Annotated in this window: 20 protein-coding genes; 7 read left to right on the plus strand and 13 right to left on the minus strand. The window is 73.2% G+C overall.

Translation table 11 applies throughout. The annotated features are described in order from the left end of the window. Positions 1-75: 75 nt before the first annotated feature. Positions 76-1485, minus strand: a complete 1410-nt coding sequence (gene glnA / locus ACIP93_RS10790) for a type I glutamate--ammonia ligase (RefSeq protein WP_345223555.1) — start codon at positions 1483-1485, stop codon at positions 76-78. A gap of 278 nt (positions 1486-1763) precedes the next feature. On the opposite strand from glnA, the gene ACIP93_RS10795 reads away from it, so the two are divergent. After that, positions 1764-2231, plus strand: coding sequence for an RDD family protein (locus ACIP93_RS10795; RefSeq protein WP_345223557.1), 468 nt, complete (start codon positions 1764-1766; stop codon positions 2229-2231). 102 nt (positions 2232-2333) lie between these two features. On the opposite strand, the gene ACIP93_RS10800 is transcribed toward ACIP93_RS10795, so the two are convergent. The 4 genes from ACIP93_RS10800 to lipB form a co-directional block, all read right to left on the minus strand. Further along, entirely contained in the window at positions 2334-3032 is a 699-nt protein-coding gene (locus tag ACIP93_RS10800) for a DUF4191 domain-containing protein (RefSeq protein ID WP_345223559.1), read from the minus strand. 19 nt (positions 3033-3051) lie between these two features. Next, positions 3052-3246, minus strand: a complete 195-nt coding sequence (locus ACIP93_RS10805) for a hypothetical protein (RefSeq protein WP_345223560.1) — start codon at positions 3244-3246, stop codon at positions 3052-3054. A gap of 245 nt (positions 3247-3491) precedes the next feature. Beyond that, a complete protein-coding gene (gene lipA / locus ACIP93_RS10810) occupies positions 3492-4457 on the minus strand; it encodes a lipoyl synthase (RefSeq protein WP_345223562.1) in 966 nt (321 codons plus the stop codon). A gap of 123 nt (positions 4458-4580) precedes the next feature. Next, positions 4581-5483, minus strand: a complete 903-nt coding sequence (gene lipB, locus ACIP93_RS10815; protein WP_401757442.1) for a lipoyl(octanoyl) transferase LipB — start codon at positions 5481-5483, stop codon at positions 4581-4583. 251 nt (positions 5484-5734) lie between these two features. Here lipB and ACIP93_RS10820 point away from each other — a divergent pair, with 251 nt between their 5' ends. Beyond that, entirely contained in the window at positions 5735-7195 is a 1461-nt protein-coding gene (locus ACIP93_RS10820; protein WP_345223564.1) for a regulator, read from the plus strand. 110 nt (positions 7196-7305) lie between these two features. On the opposite strand, the gene ACIP93_RS10825 is transcribed toward ACIP93_RS10820, so the two are convergent. Then, on the minus strand, positions 7306-8676 hold the full coding sequence (locus ACIP93_RS10825) for an NAD(P)/FAD-dependent oxidoreductase (RefSeq protein WP_401757444.1): 1371 nt from the start codon (positions 8674-8676) through the stop codon (positions 7306-7308). Between the two features lie 270 nt (positions 8677-8946). Next, complete coding sequence (locus ACIP93_RS10830) at positions 8947-9870, minus strand: TIGR01777 family oxidoreductase (RefSeq protein ID WP_401757446.1); 924 nt, start codon at positions 9868-9870, stop codon at positions 8947-8949. A 47-nt stretch (positions 9871-9917) separates the two neighbouring features. On the opposite strand from ACIP93_RS10830, the gene ACIP93_RS10835 reads away from it, so the two are divergent. Together ACIP93_RS10835 and ACIP93_RS10840 are read left to right on the plus strand one after the other, a co-directional pair. Then, the gene (locus tag ACIP93_RS10835) at positions 9918-10454 is read left to right on the plus strand and encodes a GNAT family N-acetyltransferase (RefSeq protein WP_401757448.1); all 537 of its coding nucleotides are present in this window, start codon (positions 9918-9920) and stop codon (positions 10452-10454) included. Between the two features lie 136 nt (positions 10455-10590). Continuing rightward, entirely contained in the window at positions 10591-11745 is a 1155-nt protein-coding gene (locus ACIP93_RS10840) for a PP2C family protein-serine/threonine phosphatase (protein WP_345223572.1), read from the plus strand. A 78-nt stretch (positions 11746-11823) separates the two neighbouring features. Here ACIP93_RS10840 and ACIP93_RS10845 read toward each other — a convergent pair whose 3' ends face one another. Further along, entirely contained in the window at positions 11824-12492 is a 669-nt protein-coding gene (locus tag ACIP93_RS10845) for a TetR family transcriptional regulator (protein ID WP_345223574.1), read from the minus strand. 147 nt (positions 12493-12639) lie between these two features. Here ACIP93_RS10845 and ACIP93_RS10850 point away from each other — a divergent pair, with 147 nt between their 5' ends. Next, complete coding sequence (locus ACIP93_RS10850; protein WP_345223576.1) at positions 12640-13416, plus strand: SDR family oxidoreductase; 777 nt, start codon at positions 12640-12642, stop codon at positions 13414-13416. A gap of 184 nt (positions 13417-13600) precedes the next feature. Here the strand turns inward: ACIP93_RS10850 and ACIP93_RS10855 are convergent, their stop codons facing one another. Next, a complete protein-coding gene (locus tag ACIP93_RS10855) occupies positions 13601-14119 on the minus strand; it encodes a DUF4240 domain-containing protein (RefSeq protein ID WP_401757451.1) in 519 nt (172 codons plus the stop codon). A gap of 249 nt (positions 14120-14368) precedes the next feature. Here ACIP93_RS10855 and ACIP93_RS10860 point away from each other — a divergent pair, with 249 nt between their 5' ends. Further along, complete coding sequence (locus ACIP93_RS10860; protein ID WP_401757453.1) at positions 14369-16384, plus strand: hypothetical protein; 2016 nt, start codon at positions 14369-14371, stop codon at positions 16382-16384. Between the two features lie 89 nt (positions 16385-16473). Further along, the gene (locus ACIP93_RS10865) at positions 16474-17397 is read left to right on the plus strand and encodes an SDR family oxidoreductase (protein WP_401757455.1); all 924 of its coding nucleotides are present in this window, start codon (positions 16474-16476) and stop codon (positions 17395-17397) included. Positions 17398-17559: 162 nt separating this feature from the next. On the opposite strand, the gene ACIP93_RS10870 is transcribed toward ACIP93_RS10865, so the two are convergent. From ACIP93_RS10870 to sucB, 4 genes are all read right to left on the minus strand, one after another. After that, positions 17560-18531, minus strand: coding sequence for a helix-turn-helix transcriptional regulator (locus tag ACIP93_RS10870; RefSeq protein WP_401757457.1), 972 nt, complete (start codon positions 18529-18531; stop codon positions 17560-17562). An 86-nt stretch (positions 18532-18617) separates the two neighbouring features. After that, positions 18618-21290 carry a pyruvate dehydrogenase (acetyl-transferring), homodimeric type gene (gene aceE / locus ACIP93_RS10875; protein WP_345223587.1) on the minus strand — a complete coding sequence of 891 codons (2673 nt, stop codon included), beginning with the start codon at positions 21288-21290 and terminating at the stop codon, positions 18618-18620. Between the two features lie 234 nt (positions 21291-21524). Continuing rightward, positions 21525-22148, minus strand: coding sequence for a GntR family transcriptional regulator (locus ACIP93_RS10880; protein WP_189821807.1), 624 nt, complete (start codon positions 22146-22148; stop codon positions 21525-21527). Positions 22149-22249: 101 nt separating this feature from the next. Then, positions 22250-24052: a 2-oxoglutarate dehydrogenase, E2 component, dihydrolipoamide succinyltransferase gene (gene sucB / locus ACIP93_RS10885; RefSeq protein ID WP_401757462.1), complete on the minus strand. Its 1803-nt coding sequence runs from the start codon at positions 24050-24052 to the stop codon at positions 22250-22252. Positions 24053-24083 lie beyond the last annotated feature (31 nt).

Consider the following 24083-nt stretch of genomic DNA (forward strand, 5'->3'; position numbering starts at 1 on the left):
CCCGAAGCCCGGCAGACGGCGAAGGGCCGCCCTCCCCGGCGGGGGAGGGCGGCCCTTGTGTCACGCGGCTGCGGCCTAGAGGTCGAAGTACAGCTCGAACTCGTGCGGGTGCGGGCGGAGCTGGATCGGGGCGATCTCCTGCGTGCGCTTGTAGTCGATCCACGTCTCGATCAGGTCGGGGGTGAAGACACCGCCGGCGAGAAGGTACTCGTGGTCGGCCTCCAGGGCGTCCAGGACGGCCGGGAGCGAGGTCGGCACCTGCTGGACGTTGGCGTGCTCCTCGGGAGCCAGCTCGTAGAGGTCCTTGTCGATCGGCTCCGGCGGCTCGATCTTGTTCTTCACGCCGTCCAGACCGGCCATCAGCAGGGCCGCGAACGCGAGGTACGGGTTGGACGACGGGTCCGGGGCGCGGAACTCGACGCGCTTGGCCTTCGGGTTGGAGCCCGTGATCGGGATGCGCATCGCGGCGGAGCGGTTGCGCTGCGAGTACACCATGTTGACCGGCGCCTCGAAGCCCGGCACCAGGCGGTGGTAGGAGTTCACCGTCGGGTTGGTGAAGGCCAGCAGCGACGGGGCGTGCTTGAGGATGCCGCCGATGTAGTAGCGCGCCATGTCGGACAGGCCCGCGTAGCCCTGCTCGTCGTAGAAGAGCGGGACGCCGTTCTGCCACAGCGACTGGTGGACGTGCATGCCCGAGCCGTTGTCGCCGAAGATCGGCTTCGGCATGAAGGTCGCGGTCTTGCCGTTCTTCCAGGCGACGTTCTTCACGACGTACTTGAAGAGCATCAGGTCGTCGGCGGCGGCGAGGAGGGTGTTGAACTTGTAGTTGATCTCCGCCTGGCCGGCGGTGCCGACCTCGTGGTGCTGGCGCTCGACCTGGAGGCCGTTCTTGTCCAGCTCCAGGGAGATCTCGGCACGCAGGTCGGCGAAGTGGTCGACCGGGGGAGTGGGGAAGTAACCGCCCTTGTAGCGGACCTTGTAGCCGCGGTTGTTCTCCACCGCACCGGTGTTCCAGGCGCCCGCCTCGGAGTCGATGTGGTAGAAGCTCTCGTTCGCCGACGTCTGGAAGCGGACGCTGTCGAAGACGTAGAACTCGGCCTCGGGACCGAAGTAGGCGGTGTCCGCGAAACCGGTGGAGGCGAGGTACGCCTCCGCCTTCTTGGCGACGTTGCGCGGGTCACGGCTGTACTGCTCGCCCGTGATCGGGTCGTGGATGAAGAAGTTGATGTTCAGCGTCTTGTCGCGGCGGAAGGGGTCGATCCGCGCCGTCGACAGGTCCGCGCGCAGCGCCATGTCCGACTCGTGGATGGCCTGGAAGCCGCGGATGGACGAGCCGTCGAAGGCCAACTCCTCGTCCGGGTCGAAGACGTTCGCCGGGATGGTGAAGTGCTGCATCACACCCGGCAGGTCGCAGAACCTGACGTCGACGAACTTCACGTCGTTGTCGGCGATGAACTTCTTGGCGTCGTCGGCGTTCCCGAACATCCAGCTCCTCCTACTCCCGCCCGGGGCCGGACGGGGTTGCCGCGTTTCCGCGGGTCTTCATGCGGGCCAGTGCGGTGGCGCACGCTGGCGTCGACCATAGGCAGCCGGGATTTCTCCAGCATGACCCATTTGTTTCGCCCAAGTTAACCAGCAGCTCCACCGCTCATCGCCGAACCTGCCCCCGACGGACCGGGACGAACGCCGCCGGGGACGTGACGCGGGCCGCATCCCGCGCCCCGGGCGGACCGGGACGAACAGGTGCGCAGTACCGTGGTGGGGTGGACAACAGGCAAGCAATCGGATCGTGGCTCTCCGGGCCGCGCGCGGCCGCCGAAGAGATGGGCGCCGACTTCGGGCACCGGGGCAAGCGCCTCGGACTGCCCCCCGAGGGCCCCGGCGCGGTGGCCCCGCTGGGCCGCCGGTTCGGCGCCCTCTTCGTCGACTGGATCCTGTGCCTGCTCATCGCGAACGGCCTCTTCGCCCGCGGTGACGCCCAGACGGCGGGCAACGCGGCGCTCCTGATCTTCCTCGTCCTGAGCGTCCTCACCGTCGGCACCGTCGGCTGCACCCCCGGCAAGCGCCTGTTCAGGGTGCGGGTGGTCGCCGAGAGCGGCGGGCGGCTCGCCTTCGGCTGGGCCGTGGTGCGCAGCGTGCTGCTGTGCCTGGCGATCCCGGCCCTCATCTGGGACCGCGACGGGCGCGGCCTGCACGACCGGCTGAGCCGCTCCGTACAGGTGCGGATGTAGCCCCGGCGGCGGGCGGACGAGCAGGACGGCCCCGGCGGCTCTCACACGGTGAGAGCCGCCGGGGCCGACGCTTGCGTAGCAGGAACGGGAGGGGAGGAGCGGTCAGCGGCCCTTCGGCATCTTCATGCCCTTCGGCATGGGGCCCTTCGGCAGCGGCATGTTGCTCATCAGGTCGCCCATGGCGCGCAGCCGGTCGTTGGTCGCGGTCACCTGCGGACCGGTCAGCGTGCGCGGCAGCTTCAGCATCGTCGTGCGCACCTTCTTCAGCGGGGTCTGGCCCTCGCCGGTGCCCACGATGATGTCGGTGACCGGGACGTCCGGGCCGACGATGCGCGCCATCTTCTTCTTCTCGGCGCCCAGCAGCGTCCGCAGCCGGTTCGGGTTGCCCTCGGCCACCAGGACGATGCCGGCCTTGCCGACCGCCCGGTGCACGACGTCCTGGTTGCGGTTCATCGCGACCGCCGGAGTCGTCGTCCAGCCGCGGCCCACGTTGTCCAGCACGGCCGCAGCGGCTCCCGGCTGCCCCTCCATCTGCCCGAAGGCAGCGCGCTCGGCACGCCGTCCGAAGACGATCGCCATCGCGAGGAAGGCCAGCAGGAAGCCGAGAATGCCCAGGTAGACCGGGTGACCGATCAGAAAGCCGAGGCCCAGGAGCACGCCGAAGACGACGATGCCCAAGCCGAAGACGACAAGACCCACCTTGGGGTCCTGCTTGCGCGTCATCTTGTACGTCAGAGCGATCTGCTTGAGTCGCCCGGGGTTCGCAGTGTCCGCGTTCGCTGCGCGTTCCTTCCTCGCCATACGAGAAAGTTTACGTTGCCTAGGACGTACGAGCGGACACTGCCTCCAGCGCGTGCTGCGTCTCCATCCGGTCCTTGGCGCGGCGGCGGTCCTCCAGCACGGCGGTCCAGGCGTTGCGGCGCGCGGTGCGCTGGCCGGTGCCGATCAGCAGGGACTCGACGGCGCGGAGGGCGTCGGTGACGGACGGGCGGGCGGTGTCGCGTACGGCCTGCATGACGGGGGTCCCCCTCGTGGCGACGGCGAATGGCGGCAAGGGTGCGGCTGCGGTGGGTCAAGCCAGGGTCACTGATCGGTGTTACCAGTGCGTGACCGGGCGGTCAAACGGCGATGAAGCCCTGACGGTGGGGCGCCTCCGGGGCGAGAACGCCGACGCGGCCCGTACGGGGTCCCCTGCCTGCGGGGATCGTACGGGCCGCGTCCTGACGGTCATTACCGCTCAGTAACCGCTTGTGTGCCGATTCACACGGCGGGCGCGGACTCCAGCGCTCCGCGCCGCTCCATCGCCTGGCCGTACAGCCGGCCCGCGCGGTACGAGGAACGGACCAGCGGCCCGGACATCACACCGGAGTAGCCGATCGCGTCGGCCTCGTCCTTCAGCTCGACGAACTCCATCGGCTTCACCCAGCGCTCGACGGGGTGGTGCCGCGGCGAGGGACGCAGGTACTGGGTGATCGTGATCAGCTCGCAGCCCGCCTCGTGCAGGTCCCTCAGCGCCTCGCTGACCTCTTCACGGGTCTCGCCCATGCCCAGGATCAGGTTCGACTTGGTGATCAGACCGGCCGCGCGCGCCTTGGTGATGACGTCGAGGGAGCGCTCGTAACGGAAGCCGGGGCGGATGCGCTTGAAGATGCGCGGCACCGTCTCCACGTTGTGCGCGAAGACCTCGGGGCGGGACTCGAAGACCACGTCCAGCAGCTCGGGGACCGCGTTGAAGTCGGGGGCCAGCAGCTCCACCTTGGTGCGCCCGGCCTCCCGGCCGGCGGTCTGCTGGTGGATCTGGCGCACGGTCTCCGCGTACAGCCAGGCGCCGCCGTCCTCCAGGTCGTCGCGCGCGACGCCCGTGATGGTGGCGTAGTTCAGGTCCATGGTGACCACGGACTCGCCCACGCGGCGCGGCTCGTCACGGTCCAGCGCCTCGGGCTTGCCCGTGTCGATCTGGCAGAAGTCACAGCGCCTGGTGCACTGGTCACCGCCGATGAGGAAGGTGGCCTCGCGGTCCTCCCAGCACTCGTAGATGTTGGGGCAGCCGGCCTCCTGGCACACCGTGTGCAGTCCTTCGCCCTTCACCAGGGCCTGCATCTTGGTGTACTCGGGACCCATCTTCGCCCGGGTCTTGATCCACTCGGGCTTGCGCTCGATGGGGGTCTGGCTGTTCCGGACCTCCAGGCGCAGCATCTTGCGTCCGTCGGGTGCGACAGCGGACACGTCCGCACTCCCTCTTGCCGTAACGGCTTCGATTCATCGGCGGACACCAGGGTACGCCCGATATTTGCATGGCACTACGTCCGGACAACCTGGGCCCGGGCAGGGACATTCCCCCGACGACGCTCAGACGGCCGCCTTCTCGACGGCCCGGGGCGCGGGGACGGACTCCGCCATCACCGCGCTCAGGTGCTTCTCCACCACCGGCAGGACCTCCTCGATCGTGACGTCCCGGCCCAGCTCGCCCGCGAGCGAGGCGACGCCCGCGTCGCGGATGCCGCACGGCACGATGCGGTCGAACCAGGTGTTGTCCGGGTTCACGTTCAGCGAGAAGCCGTGCATGGTGACGCCCTTGGCGACCCGGATGCCGATCGCGGCCAGCTTGCGGTCCTCGCGCCGCTGGCCGGCGTTGGAGGGCGCGTACTCGGGCCCGTTCAGCCGGGCGTCGAACTCGGGGTCCGTCAGGCGCGGGTCGAAGTCCAGCGACAGACCACCGGTCGCGCTGCGCCGCTCCGTGCCTTCGGTCGCGCTGCGCCTCGACTCCGCTTCGGCCGGGTGCCCCTCGCTCGTTCCTCGCTCGGAACCCCCAACCTGCGCTGCGTCTCGGCTGCGCCGCTCCGTGGGGTCGCCGAGCACCCACACGCCGCTGCGGCCCTCGACGCGGGTGGTCTCCAGGCCCAGCTCCGCACACGTGCGGATCAGCGCCTCCTCCAGCCGGCGCACGTGCGCGACCACGTCCACCGGGCGGGGCAGCTTCTGGATCGGGTAGCCGACGAGCTGGCCGGGACCGTGCCAGGTGATCTTGCCGCCCCGGTCCACGTCCACCACCGGTGTGCCGTCCAGGGGGCGCTCACTGTCCTCGGTGCGCCGCCCCGCCGTGTAGACGGGCAGGTGCTCCAGCAGCAGACAGGTGTCGGGGACCGCGTCCTCGAAACGGGCGGCGTGCACCTCACGCTGCTTCTGCCATGCCTCCTGGTACTCGACGGCCTCGTCGCCGAATCCCAGTCGGACGAACCGCAGCTCACTCACGGTGTGTCTCCTTCGTATCGCCACGCCCTCAGCCACTGTACGGCGGCCGAGACGTCGCCCCCCGGGCAGGGAGGGGACCGGGGCGCACGGCCCCCAGGGGCGGGAGCGGCGTCAGCGCCTCCCGTGAATCGTCACACGATCGGATGAAGTAGAGGCGCTCAGGCCGGTTCCGGGGGCCAGGATCGCTAAATTCGCGCCGTCCCATGCAGGGCTGCCACCCGGGGCCCGGAAGGCAGGAGAGCACAGAGCTGATGACGGAACGACCTCCGCAGCGCATTCCCAACCGACAGCTCGCCGCGCTCATCGCGGAGGCGGGATTCTCCAACGCGGGTCTGGCCCGACGGGTCGATCAACTGGGACTGGAACACGGGCTCGACCTCCGCTACGACAAGACCTCGGTCACCCGCTGGCTGCGCGGCCAGCAGCCGCGCGGCACCACGCCCGCGCTCATCGCCGAGGTGTTCACCAGGAGGCTGGGCAGGCGGCTCTCCGCGCAGGACCTCGGCCTCGACGCGTGCGCCCCCGTCTACGCGGGGCTCGAATTCGCGGCCACGCCCGAGGAGGCCGTGGACATCGTGAGCGGTCTGTGGCGCAAGGACTCCGGCAGCCACGCCGAACTCCGCAAGATCGCCTTCACCCCGGCGGGGCTCGTGGTGCCCAGCCGCGACTGGCTGATCGGCCGCGCCGACGACCGGGTCGGGCGCGGCGAGCCCCCGGCGGTCAACGGGACGCCGTCCACCCGGGTGCCCGCCCAGGGCGGCCGGGCAGCCGTGCTGCCCCGCCAGCGGCAGACCGACCGGGGACCCGGCCAGCGGGTCACCGCCGGCGACATCGCGGCCCTGCGCTCGGTGGCCGATCTCTTCCGGACCCTGGACCACGCGTACGGCGGCGGGCACGCCCGGCAGGCCCTCGTGCGGTACCTGGAGCACGAGGCGGAGCCCATGCTCCGGGGGACCTACGGGGAGGCGACGGGCCGCAGACTCTTCGCGGCCGCCGCCGACCTGACCCGGCTGGCGGGCTGGACCTCGTACGACATCGCGGCGCACGGCCTGGCCCAGCGGTACTTCGTGCAGGCGCTGCGGCTGGCGCAGGCGGCGGGCGACCGGGCGTACGGCAGCTACGTGCTGGTCACGATGAGCAGACAGGCCGTCTACCTCGGGCACGGACGGGAGGCCGTGCAGCTCGCGCGGGTCGCCCAGCAGGGCGTCGGCTCGTCCGCGCCCCCGGTCGTCCAGGCGCTGCTGCACGCGGTGGAGGCGCGCGGCCACGGGGTGCTCAGCGAAGTGCGGGCCTGCACGTCGTCGCTGGTGCGGGCGGAGCGGGCGATGGAGGCCGCGCGGCCCGGGGACGAGGTGCCGCACTGGGCGAAGTTCTTCGACGAGGCGCAGCTCGCGGACGAGTTCGGGCACTGCCACCGCGACCTGCAGCAGTACCGGGCGGCCGCCCAGCACGCGGAGAAGTCCCTCGCGCTCAGGCCGCACGGGTACGCGCGCAGCCGGCTGTTCTGCCGGGTGGTGCTCGCGCAGGCGCGGCTCGGGCTCGGCGAGCTGGACCAGGCGTGCGCGCTGGGCGCGGAGGCGGCCCAGCAGGCCTCCGAGATGCGGTCGGCGCGGGCTACGGAGTACGTACGGGAATTCGAGCGGCGGCTGGAGCCGTACCGCGACGCGGCGGCGGTGCGCGGTTACCGGGACCGGGTGGCGGCGCTGGGCTGAGGACGCGCGCACGGAACGCCGGGGCCGGGTCGTCGGTGCGACTCCGGCCCCGGCGGCTGATCGCGCGGTACGTCGGACCGCTCCGCGCGCGTCGGGCCGTCCCGCGTGCGTCAGGCCGCGTCGCGCAGCTCGTTCGCCGCGTGACCGGGCTGGACGCCGAAGTCGCGCAGGATCTCCCGCGCGGCCCGGCGGCCCGAGTGCAGGGCGCCCTGCACGGTGCTGGTCTCCCGGTGGTCCCCGCAGACGTACAGCCCGGAGAGCAGCCGGACCGGACGGCGCACGTCGTGGGGTGCGGGCATCGCGGGCACGGCGTCCGCGTCGTGGTGCACGGCGAGCAGCTCCCAGCCGTCGGTGGACGTGCCGTACAGCCTCGACAGGTGGGAGCGGACCTGGCGGTCCAGGTCCGGCGGGGGAGTGCCCAGGACCGTGGAGGAGATCAGCACCCCGCCGTCGGGCGCGCGCGTGGGATCGACCGCGCTGACGACGGCGGTGTGCGACACGGGGCCGCCCCGGTCGGCTTCCAGGACCAGCGCCGAACCGGTCGCGGGCGCCGTTGCGGCGGTGTGGTGCAGGACGGTCACGGGGTGGAAGTCGGGGACGCGCAGGCCCGGCAGGAGCTCGGCGGCGGCCCGCGCGCCGGTGGCCAGCAGCAGGGAGCGGCAGCCCAGTTCGCCGTCCTCCTTGGTGGAGACGCGGGAGATGGAGGCGCCGGTGACGTGGACGCCGGTACGGATCGTGCCGGGCGGCAGCGCCGAGGCGAGGAGCCGCGGCAGGGCGTCGGCCCCGCCCTCCGGCAGGCAGAGGCGGCCGCGGGCGAAGCCGCGCAGGGCGAGGTCGGCGCAGCGGCTGGAGGTGGTGAGGCCGGGGTCGCTGAGCAGGGCCGTCAGGAGCGGGCGCAGGAAGCCCTCGACGGTGCGCGACGGCAGACCCCGGCTGAACAGGGCGTCCAGGGCCGGGAGTTCGGGCCGGGCGAGGAGCCTGTCGAGGGGGGTGGCGGCGAAGCGGGTGAGGGCCGCGGTGAGCCGGGCCTGGTCGAGGGCGCCGCCGAGGGGGCGGGTGGACGGGGGGCCGGCGGGCCGGCCGACGGCGGCCCCGTTGCGGGGGGCGCTCGCGAGGGCGCGTGCTGCGGTGAGTGCGCCCCTCGCGCCTCGGGCCCGCGTGCCGGGCGGGCCCGCGACCTCGCCCGCGCGGTAGTGGCGGCCCTCGCTGTGCACCAGCACGCCCGGGGCGAACGGGCGCAGGGCGACGCCTTCGAGGCCGGGCGTACGGAGCAGCTCCGGGTAGGCGCTGCTGAGGATCTGGCCGATCCGGTCGAGCCGGAATCCGTCGATCCGTTCGGTGGACATCCGGCCGCCGACGTGAGGGGCGGCCTCCAGGACGCTGACTGTCACCCCGGCCCGGATGAGCTGATGAGCGGCGCAGAGGCCCGCGACCCCCGCTCCGACGATGACGACGTCCGCATGGTGCGCTGGATGACGCACGTGCCCCTCCCCGAGGTCGGCGCGGCTGTGGTGCAGGGCCTATGCCCCCGACAGCCGTGCGGGATGCCCGCACTGAGGACGCAGCGTAGAAGTCGGCTCATTCTCTGCGGCAGGCGCACACCTCCCGTGCACCGGTGCACGGCGGTCGCACACATGCGGAAATCCGGTCGCGCGGGGAGGGGAAAACGGGCGTCAAGGAGTCGGGAAACGATCGCCGAGGGGTCAGGAAACGGCCGGGAACGGTCGCTCGGGGAACCCGGCCGCCCGTCGTCACCGCGAGCGCAGCGCCGCCCGGATCGCGTCGTCCACCGTCGGGAACGCGAACGAGAACCCGGACTCCAGCAGCCGCGCGGGCACCACCCGCTGGCTGCCCAGCACGTCCTCCGCCAGCTCCCCGAGCACGATCCGCAGCGCCGGCTTCGGCACGGAGAACAGGGTCGGGCGGCGCAGCACCCGCCCCATGGCCGCCGTCACCTCCTTGTTGGTGACCGGTTCGGGGGCGGTCAGGTTCACCGGCCCCGACAGCGACTCGGTGTCGATCAGGTGCCGCAACGCCGCCACCTCGTCGTGCAGCGCGATGAAGCTCCAGTACTGGCCGCCGTCGCCGAGCCGCCCGCCCAGACCCGCTTTGAAGACCGGGAAGAGCCTGCCCCAGGCCCCGCCGCCGCGCGCCACCACCAGCCCGGTGCGCGGGAACACCGTGCGGATGCCCGCCTCCCGCGCCGGCGCCGCCGCCTCCTCCCACTCCACGCACAGCGACGGCAGGAAACCGTCCCCGGGCGGGGCGCTCTCGTGGACCTTCCGGGCGCCCGTCTCCCCGTAGAAGCCCAGCGCGGAGCCGCTCACGAAGACCCGCGGCGGGGTGTCCAGGGACGCCACGGCCTCGGCCATCGCCGAGGTGCCCAGCAGTCTGCTCTCGCGCAGCTCGCGCTTGTACGCGTCGGTCCACCGGTGGTCGCCGATGCCCGCGCCCGCCAGGTGCACCACCGCCGTGCAGCCGACGAGGCCCTTGGTGTCGACCCAGCCGCGCTTCGGGTCCCAGGCGACCTCGTCCGCGGCCCTGGCCGGGCGGCGCACCAGACGCACCACCTCGTGCCCGTCGGCGCGCAGCGAGCGCACCAGTGCCGTACCGATGAGGCCCGTCGAGCCCGTGACTGCGATCCGCGTGGCGGCCGTGGCGTTCATGGGGTCCATCCTGCCCCGGGGCGGGGGAGATGTGCGCTCCGTGGCACAGTGTCGCCATGCCGCAGACGCAGGAAGAGCCCGACGCATCCGCGCGCCCCGGCGACGCCGTGACCGTACGGGTCGCCACGCTCGCCGACGACGCCGCACTGGCCGCGCTGGACGGGGACAGCTGGTCGCCGCTGCACGCGGTGACACCGAGGCCGGCGCCTCCGTACGGCCCCTACTTCGACGAGCGCCACCGCCCCGACGACGTCCTGGTCGCCGAGGCGGGCGGGCGTCTGCTCGGCTATGTGCGGGTCGTGCCGCCCACCCCGCTCGCCTGCAACAGGCACGTCCTGCAGATCAACGGGCTGGCGGTCGCCGCGCAGGCGCGCGGCCGGGGGGTCGGCCGGACACTGGTGCGGGCGGTCTGCGCGGAGGTGCGCCGCAGGGGGTGCCGGCGGATCACCCTGCGGGTGCTGGGGCACAACGCGCCCGCCCGGGCGCTGTACGAGGCGGAGGGCTTCGTGGTGGAGGGGGTGCTCCCGGAGGAGTTCTTCCTCGACGGGGAGTACGTGGACGACGTCCTGATGGGGCGCGCGCTCACGGACTGAAGCGGCGGGACGGCGCCGGCACCGAACGGCGTGAAAGGGACAGTGCGGGCATAGTGATCGTCAGGGGTGTGCGCACGGAAGGCCGTGCGGGCGCCCGCACCCAGCCCCTGTCGTCTGCCCGAGGAGCCGGAAGCCGATGAGCTCGGTCCGCGCGCGTCAGGGGGAGGTCCCCCGGTGGCTCAGCGGCGAGAAGGCCCCGCTCTGGCTGCGCCTGCTGCCCCTCGTGGTGCTCGTGCTGCTGGCGCTGTCCGACCGGATCACCCCGGACGACGTGGAGCTGAGCTACTTCGTCGCCGCCCTGCCGCCGCTGACCGCGCTGCTGTACGGGCCGCTGAGCACCGCCCTCATGGGCGTGGCGGTGGTGGTCTTCGGGCTCTCCGGCACCGACGAGTTCGCCCACCGGGACGGTGTGCTGCTCTCCCTGGTGCTGCTGTGCCTCACCAGCGTGGTGGTGTCCTGGTCGCGCACGCGCCGGGACGCCCGGCTGGTGACCGTGGGGACGGCCGCGGAGGTGGCGCAGTTCGCGGTGCTGCCGCCGCTGCCGGCCGCGGTGGGCCGGGTGCACTGCTTCGGCCTCTACCGGGCGGCCCGGCTGGGCGACCTGGTCAGCGGCGACCTGTACGACGTACGGGCGGGGCCGAACGGGGTGCGCGCGGTGGTCGCCGACGTGGAGGGGCACGGGCCGGGAGCGGTGGCCACGGTGTCCGCCCTGCTCGGAGCGTTCCGGGAGGCGGCGCTCGACGACGCCGACCTGCCCGCGGTGGCGGCCCGGCTGGACCGGCGGCTGGTGGTCGACTCGGCGGCGGTGGAGCACGCGGAACTGTTCGCGACCGCCGTGCTCATGGAGTTCGCCGAGGACGGGCTGTCGGTGCGGGTGGTCTCCTGCGGGCACCCGCCGCCGCTGCTGCTGCGGCGGGGCCGGGTGACCGAGATGCCGGTCGATCCGGCGCCGCCGCTGGGGCTCGGGCTCACCGAGTTCGGCCTGCCGTCGGTGACCGAGGTGCCGCTGGAGCGCTGCGACCGCATCCTGGCCCACACCGACGGCATCACGGAGGCCCGTGACGCGGCGGGCGTCTTCTACCCCCTGCGGGAGCGGCTGGAGGCCCTCGGCCCGTCCCGGGGCAAGCTGCCCGACCTGGCGGAGGCGATCCAGCGCGACCTGCTGCGGTTCGCCCGGCACGTCGAGGACGACGTGGCGCTGCTGCTGGTGGAGCCGGACCCGGAGAACTGCCCGGACGAGGACTCCGATGAGCCGCGACCGGCCCGGGGCGAGGGGCCGCGGCCCGTCTGAGCCGAGGGGCGGTGACCGGCCTGCCCCGGGGGCGGTGAGCGGCCTGGCCCGGGGCGGTGAGCGGTCTGACGCGCGGGCTCAGGACAGGCTGATGCCCCGGGTCAGCTCCTGGAGGCAGCGGGCGGCCAGTTCGGCGGGCGAGCCCGGCCCCCGGGCGGGGGCGTCCGTGCGGGCCCATTCCTCCAGTGCCGTACGGATGGCCGCCGTCGCCGCCGCGGCCGCCAGGCGCACCTCCAGCGGGTCCGCGCCGGGGCCCGCGAGACGTCCCAGCACCGGGACGAGCTGCTCCTCGGACTCCTGGTTCACCCGGTACCAGACCGCCCGCAGCGCCGGGTCCTGGGCGGCGGCGCGCAGCAGCCCCCGGGTCCAGTCCAACTGCTCGCGGGCCTGCGGGTCCGGGGCCGCGAACACCTCGGCGACCGCGCGCTCCAGGGCGCTGAGCACGCCCGAGCCGGGCTCGGCCGCCGCGAGCAGCGCCCGCCACTGGTCGCCGCCGCCGGAGAGCAGCGGGGCGACGGCGTCCTGCTTGCTGCGGAAGTACCGGTAGAAGGTGCGCAGCGCCACCCCCGCGCGCGTGGCGATGGCCTCGGCGGTGGTGCCGTCCGGGCCGTGCTCGGCGAACAGTTCGGCGGCGGCGCGCGCGATCTCCCACTGGGTGGCGGCCTTGCGCCGCTCGGTGAGGGACGGCTTGGGGGTGCCGGCCGTCGGCGGTGCCGGGGGCGGGGGCTGCGGGGACTCGGTGCTCACGTCGGCAGCGTACGCCCAGCCAGGACCGCGCCCCGTCAGTGAGGCACGGAATGACCTGGTGACAAAACGTGCCATCCGGGCGTAACGTGAAGGGTGATCCCGATGGAAGCAGGTCCGGAGGGGACGGGGACAGCGGAGAGGAAGACCATGCAGCGCTACGAGGGCCGTCGGGTTCTGATCAGCGGCGCCGGATCGGGCATCGGGCGGGCGACCGTGCACCGCGTGCTCGCCGAGGGCGGCCGGGTGTTCGCCGTGGACGTCAACGGGGCGGGGCTGAAGGAGACCGCCGAGCAGGCCGCCGCCACCTCCGCCGAGGCCGCGCGGCGCCTCGCCACCGCCGTCCTGGACATCTCCGACGAGGCCGCCGTCAGGGCCGGCGCCGCGGCCGCCGTGGAGAGCCTGGGCGGGCTCGACGTGCTGGTCAACGCGGCCGGTGTGCTGCGCTCCTCGCACACGCACGAGACCACGCTCGACTTCTTCAACAAGATCATCGCCGTCAACCTGACCGGCACCTTCCTGATGATCCGTGAGGCGATACCGGCCCTGCTGGCGGGCGACCGGCCGGTGATCGTGAACTTCTCGTCGACCTCCGCGTCCTTCGCCCACCCGTACATGTCGGCGTACGCGGCCAGCAAGGGCGGCATCCAGTCCATGACGCACGCCCTGGCCGCCGAGTACAGCAAGCAGGGCCTGCGCGTCGTGGCCGTCGCCCCGGGCTCCATCGCTTCCGACATGACCAGCGGCAAGGGGCCGGGCCTGCCCGAGGACGCCGACATGACGCTCTTCACGAAGCTCGCCCCGGCCATCGGGCAGGGCTTCGCGGGGCCGGAGACCGTCGCGGGCGTGGTGGCGATGCTCGGCTCGCAGGACGGGGCGTTCATCACGGGCACCGAGATCCGCGTCGACGGGGGCACGCACTACTGAGCCGGCGGGAGTACGCACCGCTGACGGGGGGTCACGGCGCCGGCCCCGGTGTCCCTCCGTGCCGCCGGGGCGGAACCCTGCTGGGAGCCGTGCCCGGCGCCCCCGGCGGCGGCTCCGCCGCGTGGGCGCGAGCGACCGCCACGCACCCGCGCGGGAACCCCAGGACCGCGCCGCCCCCGAGCGGTCAGTCGCCGAATCGTTCCCAGAGCTGAGGGAAACGATCCGCCAGCGCGTCGTCGTCGTCCAGGTCCAGCGGCGTGCCCTCCGGTTCCGCCGCCTGCGCGGGTACTCCCAGGTCCGGGGCGACCGAGCCGGTGAGCTGTTCGTACGCCTCGTCCGCCGCGTACCCCAGCTCCTCCCCGTCCCCGTCGATCTCGTCGTCGAAGTTGCCCAGGAGCGCGGCCAGGTCGTCCGGCTCGTGCAGCGCGCCCTCGAAGACCTCCCGGCCCTGGCCGATCAGCCAGCACCGGAAGCAGTCGAACGCGTCGTCGCTCGCGCCGCCCATCAGGACGACCGCGGCCCCCCACAGGTCCCACCGGTACGCGCGGTTGTAGCGCACCTCGAAGTGTCTGGCGAAGTCGAGCACGGCGTCGGGGTCCAGTTGGAGCAGCCGCTCGACCAGCAGGTCGGCGTGGTCCTCGGGGTCGCCCTCGGCGGCCGCGCGGGTGCTGTCGACGATCTCCCAGAATTCCGTCTCGTCCATCACGTGCTCCAGCATCGGGCTTGCGCGGGTGCCGCGCACGCGGAGCGCCCGGATGAGAGCCGTCTCGTTACCCGCGCGATACGGACGTCTGCCCGCCGCGCGGACGGGCGGCCGAATCCCGATCCACTCCCGGGCGCGGTGCCGGGGCGGGTCCGGGCCCCGTGTGACCGTCCGATGATTCACTCGTTTGAAGGGCGAGTGACGCACGCGGTGTCACCCACTCGCACCTCCAAGGGAGCCGCCCTCGCCATGGACACGCAAGACCGTACGGAACACTCCGGGGCCCGCGGAGCCCCGCTGAGCGTGGCACAGGCCGAAGCCGCGCTGGTCGAGCACTATCCGCGCCTCGTCAGGCTCGCCTTTATCACCCTTCCGCCCTCCCTCGGCCGCCACCGTCGCGTCCTCGCCGCCCACGGGCTCGTCCAGCGCGCCCTGCCGTCGCTGCGGACCACGACCGGCCGGCCCGCTGCCGCATCCACCCTTCCGGCCCAGCGCACCGCCGCGCCCGCCGAGGGCGCGTACCTCACGCTGCGCGCCCGGGTGCTGCGCGAGGCACTGACGTACGGAAAGCGACCCGCCTGGTGGCCCAGGCACGTGCCCCGGCCCGAGCGCCTGCGGCCCCTGCTCCCCGCCGTCTGGGGGCTGCGGCTCTTCCCCGCCGCCGGCGGCGCCGACGAACTCGCCCTGGAGCAGGCCCTGTCCGGCGCCGACTCCGCCACCCGCGCCGCTCTCGCCCTGCGCCGGGTGGAGCAATTGAGCGAGGACGAGACCCGCCGGCGCCTCGCCGACGCGGGGGTGGCCGAGCCCGCCCTCGCCCTGCGCACCGCGGAACGGCTGGGGCGCCAGGTGCTCGGCGAGCCGGGGGAGGGGCGCGAGCACCCGCTGCTGTCCGGCGAGTTCGACCCCTGCTTCGTGCACACCCGCCCCACCGACCTGCTGCGCCGCCGGCACCGGGTCCGTACCGCGGCCGCCACCCTCGTCGTCGCGGCCGTCGCCGCCGGGGTCCTGCCCGTCGTCATCGGCGACACCCCGCGCCCCGCGGAGCGGACGGCCGCCACCGGCGCCGTCAACGCCTCCATAGCCCAACGCGTCCTCGACCCCCGCAACCTGGTGCGGCCCGCCGACGACGAATGGGCCGACACCTCCCGGGTCGACTTCACCGTCTGGCCCGCCCGGGGCGACCGCGTGGACGACCTGCCGCTGCTCGACCGCGCCCTCGAGGTCTGGGCGAGTCCGGCCCGTACGGTACGGATCTCCAGCACGCCCGGCGCGGGCACCCAGCCGCCCACCGCCCCGCCCCGGCTGCTCTACGCCGGAGACGTCGACGGCACCGCGGTCGTCCTCCTCAACGACGGCGACCGTACGATCCGCTACGCGGAACCCGCCGACGGCGACGAGCCCCCGGCGCTCGACTTCGCCCGCACCGACGACGCGGACGTGGTCACGGGAGCGGCCCTGGTGGTGACCCGGGACGGCGCGAACACCCGCTTCCTGCTCGCCCCCTGGATCGACGAGACCACCACCCGCGACCTGCTGGAGCCGGACGCGCCCGGCGGGAAGCTGGGGGTGCGCGCCGACGGCGTCACCGACCCCGTCCGGCGCCCCGGGGCCGGCGGCACGTGCGACTCCTGGCCGGTGCTCCAGCTCCGCTCCTCCGAGCTGATCGTCGAGAAGCACGCCTTCCTGCTCACCGACCTGGGCGACCTGGCGCCCGTCCACCTCACCTACACCCCGCCGCCCGGCAGCGGCGCCCCCGCCCGCCAGCCCCGCGAGGCGACCAGCGCCGCCGCCCTGCGCACCTGGGCGCGCAGCGCCTGCCACCTCCCCGCGATGCGGGGCTTCGGGGTGCGCGCGGTCAACAACTGGGTGTACGCGCAGCAGACGCTGCCCGAGGCCGGGGGCCGGGCGGACTGGGTGTGCACCCGGGCCGACACCTGGCGCGGCCCCGGCCGGGTCATGGTCCAGCTCCACCTGCCGGCCACCGCCCCCACCGCCCTCGGCACACCGGTCGCGACCGCCGAGGACACCGCCTCGTGCAGCCGCTTCGGCCAGCACGTGCTCGCCGGGGCGAACTGGCGGGCCCCCAAGTCGGGCACCTGGTACCTCCTGGCGGCGGGCAGCCGCAAGGTGCGCACCATCGAGGCCGGCGGCGGGCTCAAGGCCGAGGCGCGGGGACCGCTGCTGGCGGTGCGGGCGCCGCAGGGCGTCAAGGCGGAGCTGAGGGCGAAGATGGCCGACGGCTCGACGCTGGAGGGGATGCGCTGAGAATTCCCGGCGGGTCCCCGTAAAACCGGACATCAGTTGTCCGGTTTCGGCGGCAGACTCCTTCCCACGAGACGACGGAGGAGCCGCACATGCACGCCGAACAGCCGAACCTGACCGGCCGGATCGCCCTGGTCGCCGGGGCGACCCGGGGCGCGGGCCGCGCCATCGCCGTGGAACTGGGTGCGCTGGGAGCGACGGTGTACGTCACCGGGCGCACCACCCGCACGCAGCGGAGCGAGGTCGGCAGGGCGACCGAGACCATCGAGGAGACCGCCGAGCTGGTGACGGCGGCGGGCGGCGAGGGCGTCGCCGTGCCGACGGACCACCTGGAGGTGGAGCGGGTACGGGCCCTGGTCGAGCGCGTCGACCGGGAGCGGGGCCGGCTCGACGTCCTGGTCAACGACATCTGGGGCGGGGAGCACCTGGTCGAGTTCGGGAAGAAGATGTGGGAGACGGAGCTCGCGCACGGGCTGCGGATGCTGGAACTCGGCGTCAGGTCCCACATCATCACCAGCAGTTGCGCGCTGCCGCTGCTGGTGCGGCACGAGGGCGGGCTGGTGGTCGAGATCACCGACGGCACCGCCGAGACGAACAAGGCGTTCCGGGAGAACTTCTACTACGACCTCGCGAAGAACGCGCCGATCCGGATGGCCGCCAACCTCGCCCACGACCTGGCGGGGGTGGGCGGGACGGCGGTCTGTGTCACGCCCGGGTTCCTGCGCTCCGAGCAGATGCTCGACCACTTCGGGGTGACGGAGGCGAACTGGCGCGACGCGATCGCCCAGGAGCCGTCCTTCGCGATCGCGGAGTCGCCGGCGTACGTGGGGCGGGGGATCGCCCGGCTGGCGGCGGACCCGGACCGGGGGCGCTGGAACGGGCGGTCGCTGTCCAGCAGGGACCTGGCGGTGGCGTACGGGGTGCGGGACGCGGACGGGTCGCAGCCGGACGCGTGGGGGTATCTCTCGCGGGTGACGGCGGGCGAGGAGGGCGTCCTGGCGGACGACTACCGCTGAGCCCTGCCGGGGGTTCCGGGGGCTGCCCGGCGGTGCGGCCCGCGGTTTCCCGCGGGTGCGCCGTGGCCGGTCGCGCGGTTCCCCGCGCCCCTGACGGGGCGCTCCGTGTGCGTGGGGGGCGGGCGGCGTCCCGTCCGCGCCCCTGAAAGGACGCTCGTGCTCTCAGCCGTACAGGCGGCCCAGGCCCCTGGCCGCCTCCGCGACTGCCGACCGCAGGTCCTTAGGGGCCAGGACCTCCACCTCCGGGCCCAGGCACAGGAGTTGGCCGAGGGCGACCTCCACCGACTCCACCGGCAGCGTGATCCGCACCCACCCCTGCGCGTCCGGCGGTCCCGCCGCGGCCAGGGCCTCGCGGGTCACCGCCGCGTCCATGACCCGCAGGAGCCCCGGCACCCCCGTCGGCGAGATCCGCAGCTCCGTCTCCGTGCGCAGGATCGAGCGGGCGAACTCCGCCGCCCGGGACGCCCAGAAGCCCGGCAGGTCGAAGGTCTCGTCCCGGGTGAAGTGCGCCGAGGTCACCGTCACCGCCGTGAAGCGGTCGAGCCGGTAGACCCGGAAGCCCCCCGGCTCCGCCCGGGCGCACACGTACCAGATGCCGCCCTTCAGGACGAGCCCGTACGGCTCCAGACGGCGTTCGGCGGCCCGGTCCGGCCGCCTCGCGTACCGCGCCTGCACCACCAGGTCGCCCCAGACGGCCTCCGCCACGGCGGGCAGCAGCTCCGGCGTCACCGGCTCCTGGTACCAGCCGGGCGCGTCCAGGTGGAAGCGCTGCGCGACGCTCGACGAGGCGTCGCGCAGGGAGGGCAGCAGCGCCGCCGAGACCTTGAGCCGGGCCGCCGACGCCGCGTCCTGGAGCCCCATCTCCCGCAGCGCGCCCGGCAGCCCGGACAGGAAGAGGGCTTCGGCCTCGCTGCGCCCGAGGCCCGTCAGCCGGGTGCGGTAGCCGCCGACGAGACGGTAGCCGCCCGCCCGGCCCCGGTCCGCGTACACCGGAATGCCCGCCTCCGAGAGGGCCTGGGCGTCCCGGGTGACGGTCCGCTCGGACACCTCCAGTTCCGCCGCCAGCTCGGCGGCCGTCATCATCGGCCGGGACTGGAGGAGCAGGACCATCTTGATCAGGCGGGCAGCGCGCATGCCCCACATCATGCGGGACGGGAAACGCCGGCGCCCCGCCCGCCGAAGGGCGGGCGGGGCGCCGGCGAACCGAGGGCGCCGGAGACCTACAGGCCGTAGCGCTCCCGCGCCTCCTTGACCGCCGAGGCCGGGACCGCGCCCTTCTTCGCCAGCTGGGCCAGCGTCGCCACGACGATCGACTGCGCGTCGACGCCGAAGTGGCGGCGGGCCGCCTCACGGGTGTCGGAGAGGCCGAAGCCGTCGGTGCCCAGCGAGGTGTAGTCCTGCTCGACCCACTGGCTGATCTGGTCGGGGACCTGACGCATCCAGTCGCTGACCGCGACGACCGGGCCCGGCGCGTCGGCCAGCACCTTCGTCACGTACGGGGTGCGGAACTCGCCGCGCAGCGCGGCCTCGTCGGCCTCCAGCGCGTCCCGGCGCAGCTCGCCCCAGGAGGTGGCGGACCAGACGTCGGCGAAGACGTTCCAGTCGGCCGCCAGGAGCTCCTGGGCCTCCAGGATCCAGTGGATCGCGGTGCCGGAGGCCAGCAGCTGGGCGCGCGGGGCGTCCGCCGAGGTGGCCGCCGGGGCGTCCTTGAACTTGTAGAGGCCCTTGACGATGCCCTCCTCGACGCCCTCGGGCATCGCGGGCTGCGGCATCGGCTCGTTGTAGACGGTCAGGTAGTAGAAGACGTCCTCCGGCTGCTCGCCGTACATCCGCTTCAGACCGTCCTGGACGATCACCGCGACCTCGTACGCGAACGCCGGGTCGTAGTTCAGCGACGCCGGGTTGGTGGCGGCGATGAGGTGCGAGTGGCCGTCCGCGTGCTGGAGGCCCTCACCGGTGAGCGTGGTGCGGCCGGCGGTCGCGCCGACGATGAAGCCCTTGCCGAGCTGGTCGGCGAGCTGCCACATCTGGTCGCCGGTCCGCTGCCAGCCGAACATCGAGTAGAAGATGTAGAACGGGATCATCGTCTCGCCGTGCGTGGAGTACGCGGTCGACGCGGCGATGAAGTCCGCCATGGCCCCGGCTTCGGTGATGCCCTCGTTGAGGACCTGACCGTCCTTGGCCTCCTTGTAGTACATGAGCTGGTCGCGGTCGACCGGGTCGTACGTCTGGCCCAGCGGCGAGTAGATGCCGGCCGAGGGGAACAGCGCCTCCATGCCGAAGGTGCGCGCCTCGTCGGGGACGATCGGCACCCAGCGCTTCCCGGTCTCCTTGTCCCGCATCAGGTCCTTCACCAGGCGCACGAACGCCATGGTGGTGGCCATGCCCTGCTTGGAACCCTTCTTCAGGGCGGCGAAGGACTTCTCGGCGGGCTGGGGCAGCGGCGCGACCGGGTGCACCCGGCGGGCCGGGGCGGGACCGCCGAGGGCGGCGCGGCGCTCCTGGAGGTAGCGGACCTCGGGGGAGTCGGCGCCCGGGTGGCCGTACGGGACGAGCGAGTCGTCCAGCTTCGCGTCCGGGATGGGGAGCTCCAGGAGGTCGCGCATGGCGCGGAACTCCTTGCCGGTGAGCTTCTTCATCTGGTGGTTGGCGTTGCGCGACTCGAAGGTCGGGCCGAGCGTGTAGCCCTTGACCGTCTGCGCCAGGATCACCGTCGGGCGGCCCTTGTGCTCGACGGCCGCCTTGTACGCCGCGTACACCTTGCGGGCCTCGTGGCCGCCGCGCGAGGTGTGGAAGCACTCGGCGATCTTGGCGTCGGACAGGACGTCGGCGAGCTGCTTGAGGGCGGGCTCGGCGCCGAAGAAGTGCTCGCGGATGTACGCCACGTCACGCGTCGCGTACGTCTGGAACTGGGCGTCCGGAACGGCCCGCAGGCGGCGCAGCAGGGCGCCCGTGGTGTCGAGCTGGAACAGCTCGTCCCAGGCGGTGCCCCACAGCGACTTGACGACGTTCCAGCCGGCGCCGCGGAAGGCGCCCTCCAGCTCCTGCACGACGCGGAAGTTGGCGCGGACCGGGCCGTCGAGGCGCTGCAGGTTGCAGTTGATGACGAAGGTCAGGTTGTCCAGGCCCTCGCGGGCGGCCAGCGTGAGGGCCGCGGTCGCCTCCGGCTCGTCCATCTCGCCGTCGCCGAGGAAGGCCCAGACGTGCGAGCGGGAGGTGTCCTTGATGTTGCGGTTCTCCAGGTAGCGGTTGAAGCGCGCCTGGTAGATCGCGGAGAGCGGGCCGAGGCCCATGGAGACGGTGGGGAACTCCCACAGCCACGGCAGCCGGCGGGGGTGCGGGTAGGAGGGCAGGCCGTCGCCGCCCGACTCCTGCCGGAAGTTGTCGAGCTGCTGCTCGGAGAGGCGGCCGTCGAGGAAGGCGCGGGCGTAGATGCCGGGCGACGCGTGGCCCTGGATGTAGAGCTGGTCGCCGGAGCCGTCGCCCTCCTTGCCGCGGAAGAAGTGGTTGAAGCCGGTCTCGTACAGCCAGGCGGCCGACGCGAAGGTGGCTATGTGGCCGCCGACGCCGAAGCGCGAGCCGCGGGTCACCATGGCCGCCGCGTTCCAGCGGTTCCACGCGGTGATCCGGCTCTCCATCTCCAGGTCGCCGTCGAAGGCGGGCTCGGCGGAGGTCGGGATGGTGTTGACGTAGTCCGTCTCCAGCAGCTTCGGCAGCGCGAGACCGGCGGCCTCGGCGTGCTGGAGGGTGCGGCGCATCAGGTATTCGGCCCGGTGGGTGCCTGCGGCCTTGGCGACGGCGTCGAGGGAGGCCGCCCATTCGGCGGTCTCTTCGGTGTCGCGGTCCGGGAGCTGGTCGAGCTCGCTCGGAGCGGTGCGTACGGGGTCGGTCATGACGCCGCCTTCCGGGAAGGGGAGGGGGTGGAGAAAGGGGGTCGGTGTCTGGCAGGACGGGACCCGGTGGTGCTTCTTGACGAGACCTTGATGAGGTCCGCCGTCGACTGTAAGTACTGATCGATGATCGATCAAAGTTTGCGAGGAAAAAATCCTTCCGCCATCCAAAGTCGGCATTCCGTGCCACGGAAAAGGGCACGAAGTGTCAACCGCAAAAGCGACATATCGTACTAATCACGCGCGCGGCGCACATCCGAGCACATGGGCCTTCACCAGTTCGCCGATCCGGGGATCGCGCCTGCGGAAGGCCTCGACCAGGTCCTCGTGCTCCTCGGCGTACGACTTCTGCACCGTCCCCAGCCACCGGATCGACAGCGCCGTGAACACCTCGATGCCCAGCCCCTCCCAGGTGTGCAGCAGCACCCCGTTCCCGGCCGCCCGCACCAGCTCCCGGTGGAAGCCCACCGTGTGCCGCACCTGCGCCGTCCCGTCCACCGCCCGGTCGGCCGCGTACAGCGCCACCACGTGCGGCTCCAGCGCCGACACGTCGTCGGCGAGCACCGGGGCGGCCAGCTCGGCGGCGATCTGCTCCAGGCCCGCCCGCACCGGGTAGCTCTCCTCCAGGTCGGCGGCGGTCAGATTGCGCACCCGTACGCCCTTGTTGGGGGCCGACTCGATCAGGCGCAGCGTCTCCAGCTCGCGCAGCGCCTCCCGGACGGGGGTCTGGCTGACCTGCAACTCGGTGGCGATCCGGCGTTCCACGATGCGCTCGCCCGGCTTCCAGCGCCCGCTGACGATCCCCTCCACGATGTGCTCGCGGATCTGCTCGCGCAGCGAGTGGACGACGGGGGGATTCATGGGGGGCTCCTTCAGCAAAGACCGACGCGCTGGGTAACCATACGGCGGCGCCCCCGCCCGGAAGAGACCCGGGCGGGGGCGCGCACGTACCGCTGGGAGCCCTACAGGCCGAGCTCGACCTCGAACTCGCCGGCCTCCAGGATCGCCTTGACGGCCGTCAGGTAACGGGCCGCGTCGGCGCCGTCCACCAGGCGGTGGTCGTAGGACAGCGACAGGTACGTCATGTCGCGGACGGCGATGGTCTCGCCCAGGTCCGGGTGGTCGATGACCACCGGGCGCTTGACGGTGGCGCCGATGCCCAGGATGGCGACCTGGTTCGGCGGCACGATGACCGTGTCGAACAGCGCACCGCGCGAGCCGGTGTTGCTGATCGTGAAGGTCGCGCCGGACAGCTCGTCCGGAGTGATCTTGTTGCCGCGGACCTTGCCCGCGAGCTCGGCGGTCTTCTTGGAGATGCCCGCCAGGTTGAGGTCGCCCGCACCCTTGATGACCGGGGTCATCAGGCCCTTCTCGGAGTCCACGGCGATGCCGATGTTCTCCGAGTCGAAGTACGTGATGGTGCCCTCGTCCTCGTTGATCCGGGCGTTGACGACCGGGTGGGCCTTCAGCGCCTGGGCGGCCGCCTTGACGAAGAACGGCATCGGGGACAGCTTGACGCCCTCGCGGGCGGCGAAGGAGTCCTTCGCCTTGGCGCGCAGCTTCATCAGCTTGGTGATGTCCACCTCGACGACCGAGGTGAGCTGGGCCTGCGAGTGCAGGGCCTTCATCATGTTGTCGCCGATGACCTTGCGCATGCGGGTCATCTTCACGGTCTGGCCGCGCAGCGGTGAGACCTCCGGGGCCGCGGCCTTGGAGGCGGCGGGGGCGGCCGGGGCGGCGGCAGGGGCCTTGGCGGCCTCGGCGGCGGCCACGACGTCCTGCTTGCGGATGCGGCCGCCGACGCCGGTGCCCTTGACCTGGCCCAGGTCGACGCCGTTCTCGGACGCCAGCTTGCGGACCAGCGGGGTCACGTACGCGCCGTCGTCGCCGGAGGTCGCGGCGGGAGCCGGGGCCTGCGGGGCGGCGGGAGCGGGCGCGGCCGGCGCGGCCGGAGCCGGCGCGGCAGCGGCGGGCTGGGCCTGGACCGGCGCCGGGGCGGCGGCGGGGGCGGCCGGGGCGGGAGCCTCCTGCTTCGGGGCCTCCTGCTTCGGAGCCTCCTGCTTCGGGGCCTCCTGCTGGGGGGCCTCGGCCTGCTTCGGGGCCTCCTGGGCGGGAGCGGCGGCCGGGGCCGCGCCCTTCGCGCCGATGACGGCGAGCTTCGCGCCGACCTCGGCGGTCTCGTCCTCGGCGACGACGATCTCCAGGAGAACGCCGGAGACGGGGGCCGGGATCTCGGTGTCGACCTTGTCGGTCGAGACCTCGAGGAGCGGCTCGTCCTCGGAGACCTCCTCGCCGACCTCCTTCAGCCAGCGGGTGACGGTGCCCTCGGTGACGGACTCGCCCAGCGCGGGGAGGGTGACGTCGGTGCCTTCGGCAGAGCCGGAAGCGGCCGCGGGGGCCTCCTCCTGCTGCTGCGGAGCCTCGGCGGCGGGGGCCTCCTGCGCGGGGGCCTCCTGCTGCGCCGGGGCGGCCTCGGCGGCCGGCGCCTCTTCGGCGGCCGGCGCGGCGGCGCTCTCGCCACCGCCCGAACCGTCGTCGATGATCGCGAGCTCGGCGCCGATCTCGACGGTCTCGTCCTCGGCGACCTTGATGGAGGCCAGGATGCCCGCGGCCGGGGCCGGGATCTCGGTGTCGACCTTGTCGGTCGAGACCTCGAGCAGCGGCTCGTCGGCCTCGACGCGCTCGCCCTCGGCCTTGAGCCAGCGGGTGACGGTGCCCTCGGTGACGCTCTCGCCGAGCGCCGGCAGGGTTACGGAAACCGACATGGTTTCAGTTGCTCCTTACGGAATCTGGTGC

The organism is Streptomyces sp. NPDC088745, from assembly GCF_044751045.1.
In the GTDB taxonomy this organism is placed as follows: domain Bacteria; phylum Actinomycetota; class Actinomycetes; order Streptomycetales; family Streptomycetaceae; genus Streptomyces; species Streptomyces cremeus.

What these genes read in the sequence shown, in the direction of transcription:
- glnA (WP_345223555.1), bottom strand. Translation starts at nt 1,485, where the DNA reads ATGTTCGGGAACGCCGACGACGCCAAGAAGTTCATCGCCGACAACGAC.
- ACIP93_RS10865 (WP_401757455.1), top strand. Translation starts at nt 16,474, where the DNA reads ATGCACGCCGAACAGCCGAACCTGACCGGCCGGATCGCCCTGGTCGCC.
- ACIP93_RS10830 (WP_401757446.1), bottom strand. Translation starts at nt 9,870, where the DNA reads ATGGACCCCATGAACGCCACGGCCGCCACGCGGATCGCAGTCACGGGC.
- ACIP93_RS10835 (WP_401757448.1), top strand. Translation starts at nt 9,918, where the DNA reads ATGCCGCAGACGCAGGAAGAGCCCGACGCATCCGCGCGCCCCGGCGAC.
- ACIP93_RS10800 (WP_345223559.1), bottom strand. Translation starts at nt 3,032, where the DNA reads ATGGCGAGGAAGGAACGCGCAGCGAACGCGGACACTGCGAACCCCGGG.
- ACIP93_RS10850 (WP_345223576.1), top strand. Translation starts at nt 12,640, where the DNA reads ATGCAGCGCTACGAGGGCCGTCGGGTTCTGATCAGCGGCGCCGGATCG.
- ACIP93_RS10820 (WP_345223564.1), top strand. Translation starts at nt 5,735, where the DNA reads ATGACGGAACGACCTCCGCAGCGCATTCCCAACCGACAGCTCGCCGCG.
- sucB (WP_401757462.1), bottom strand. Translation starts at nt 24,052, where the DNA reads ATGTCGGTTTCCGTAACCCTGCCGGCGCTCGGCGAGAGCGTCACCGAG.
- ACIP93_RS10855 (WP_401757451.1), bottom strand. Translation starts at nt 14,119, where the DNA reads ATGGACGAGACGGAATTCTGGGAGATCGTCGACAGCACCCGCGCGGCC.
- ACIP93_RS10880 (WP_189821807.1), bottom strand. Translation starts at nt 22,148, where the DNA reads ATGAATCCCCCCGTCGTCCACTCGCTGCGCGAGCAGATCCGCGAGCAC.
- ACIP93_RS10840 (WP_345223572.1), top strand. Translation starts at nt 10,591, where the DNA reads ATGAGCTCGGTCCGCGCGCGTCAGGGGGAGGTCCCCCGGTGGCTCAGC.
- ACIP93_RS10805 (WP_345223560.1), bottom strand. Translation starts at nt 3,246, where the DNA reads ATGCAGGCCGTACGCGACACCGCCCGCCCGTCCGTCACCGACGCCCTC.
- ACIP93_RS10860 (WP_401757453.1), top strand. Translation starts at nt 14,369, where the DNA reads ATGGACACGCAAGACCGTACGGAACACTCCGGGGCCCGCGGAGCCCCG.
- ACIP93_RS10870 (WP_401757457.1), bottom strand. Translation starts at nt 18,531, where the DNA reads ATGCGCGCTGCCCGCCTGATCAAGATGGTCCTGCTCCTCCAGTCCCGG.
- aceE (WP_345223587.1), bottom strand. Translation starts at nt 21,290, where the DNA reads ATGACCGACCCCGTACGCACCGCTCCGAGCGAGCTCGACCAGCTCCCG.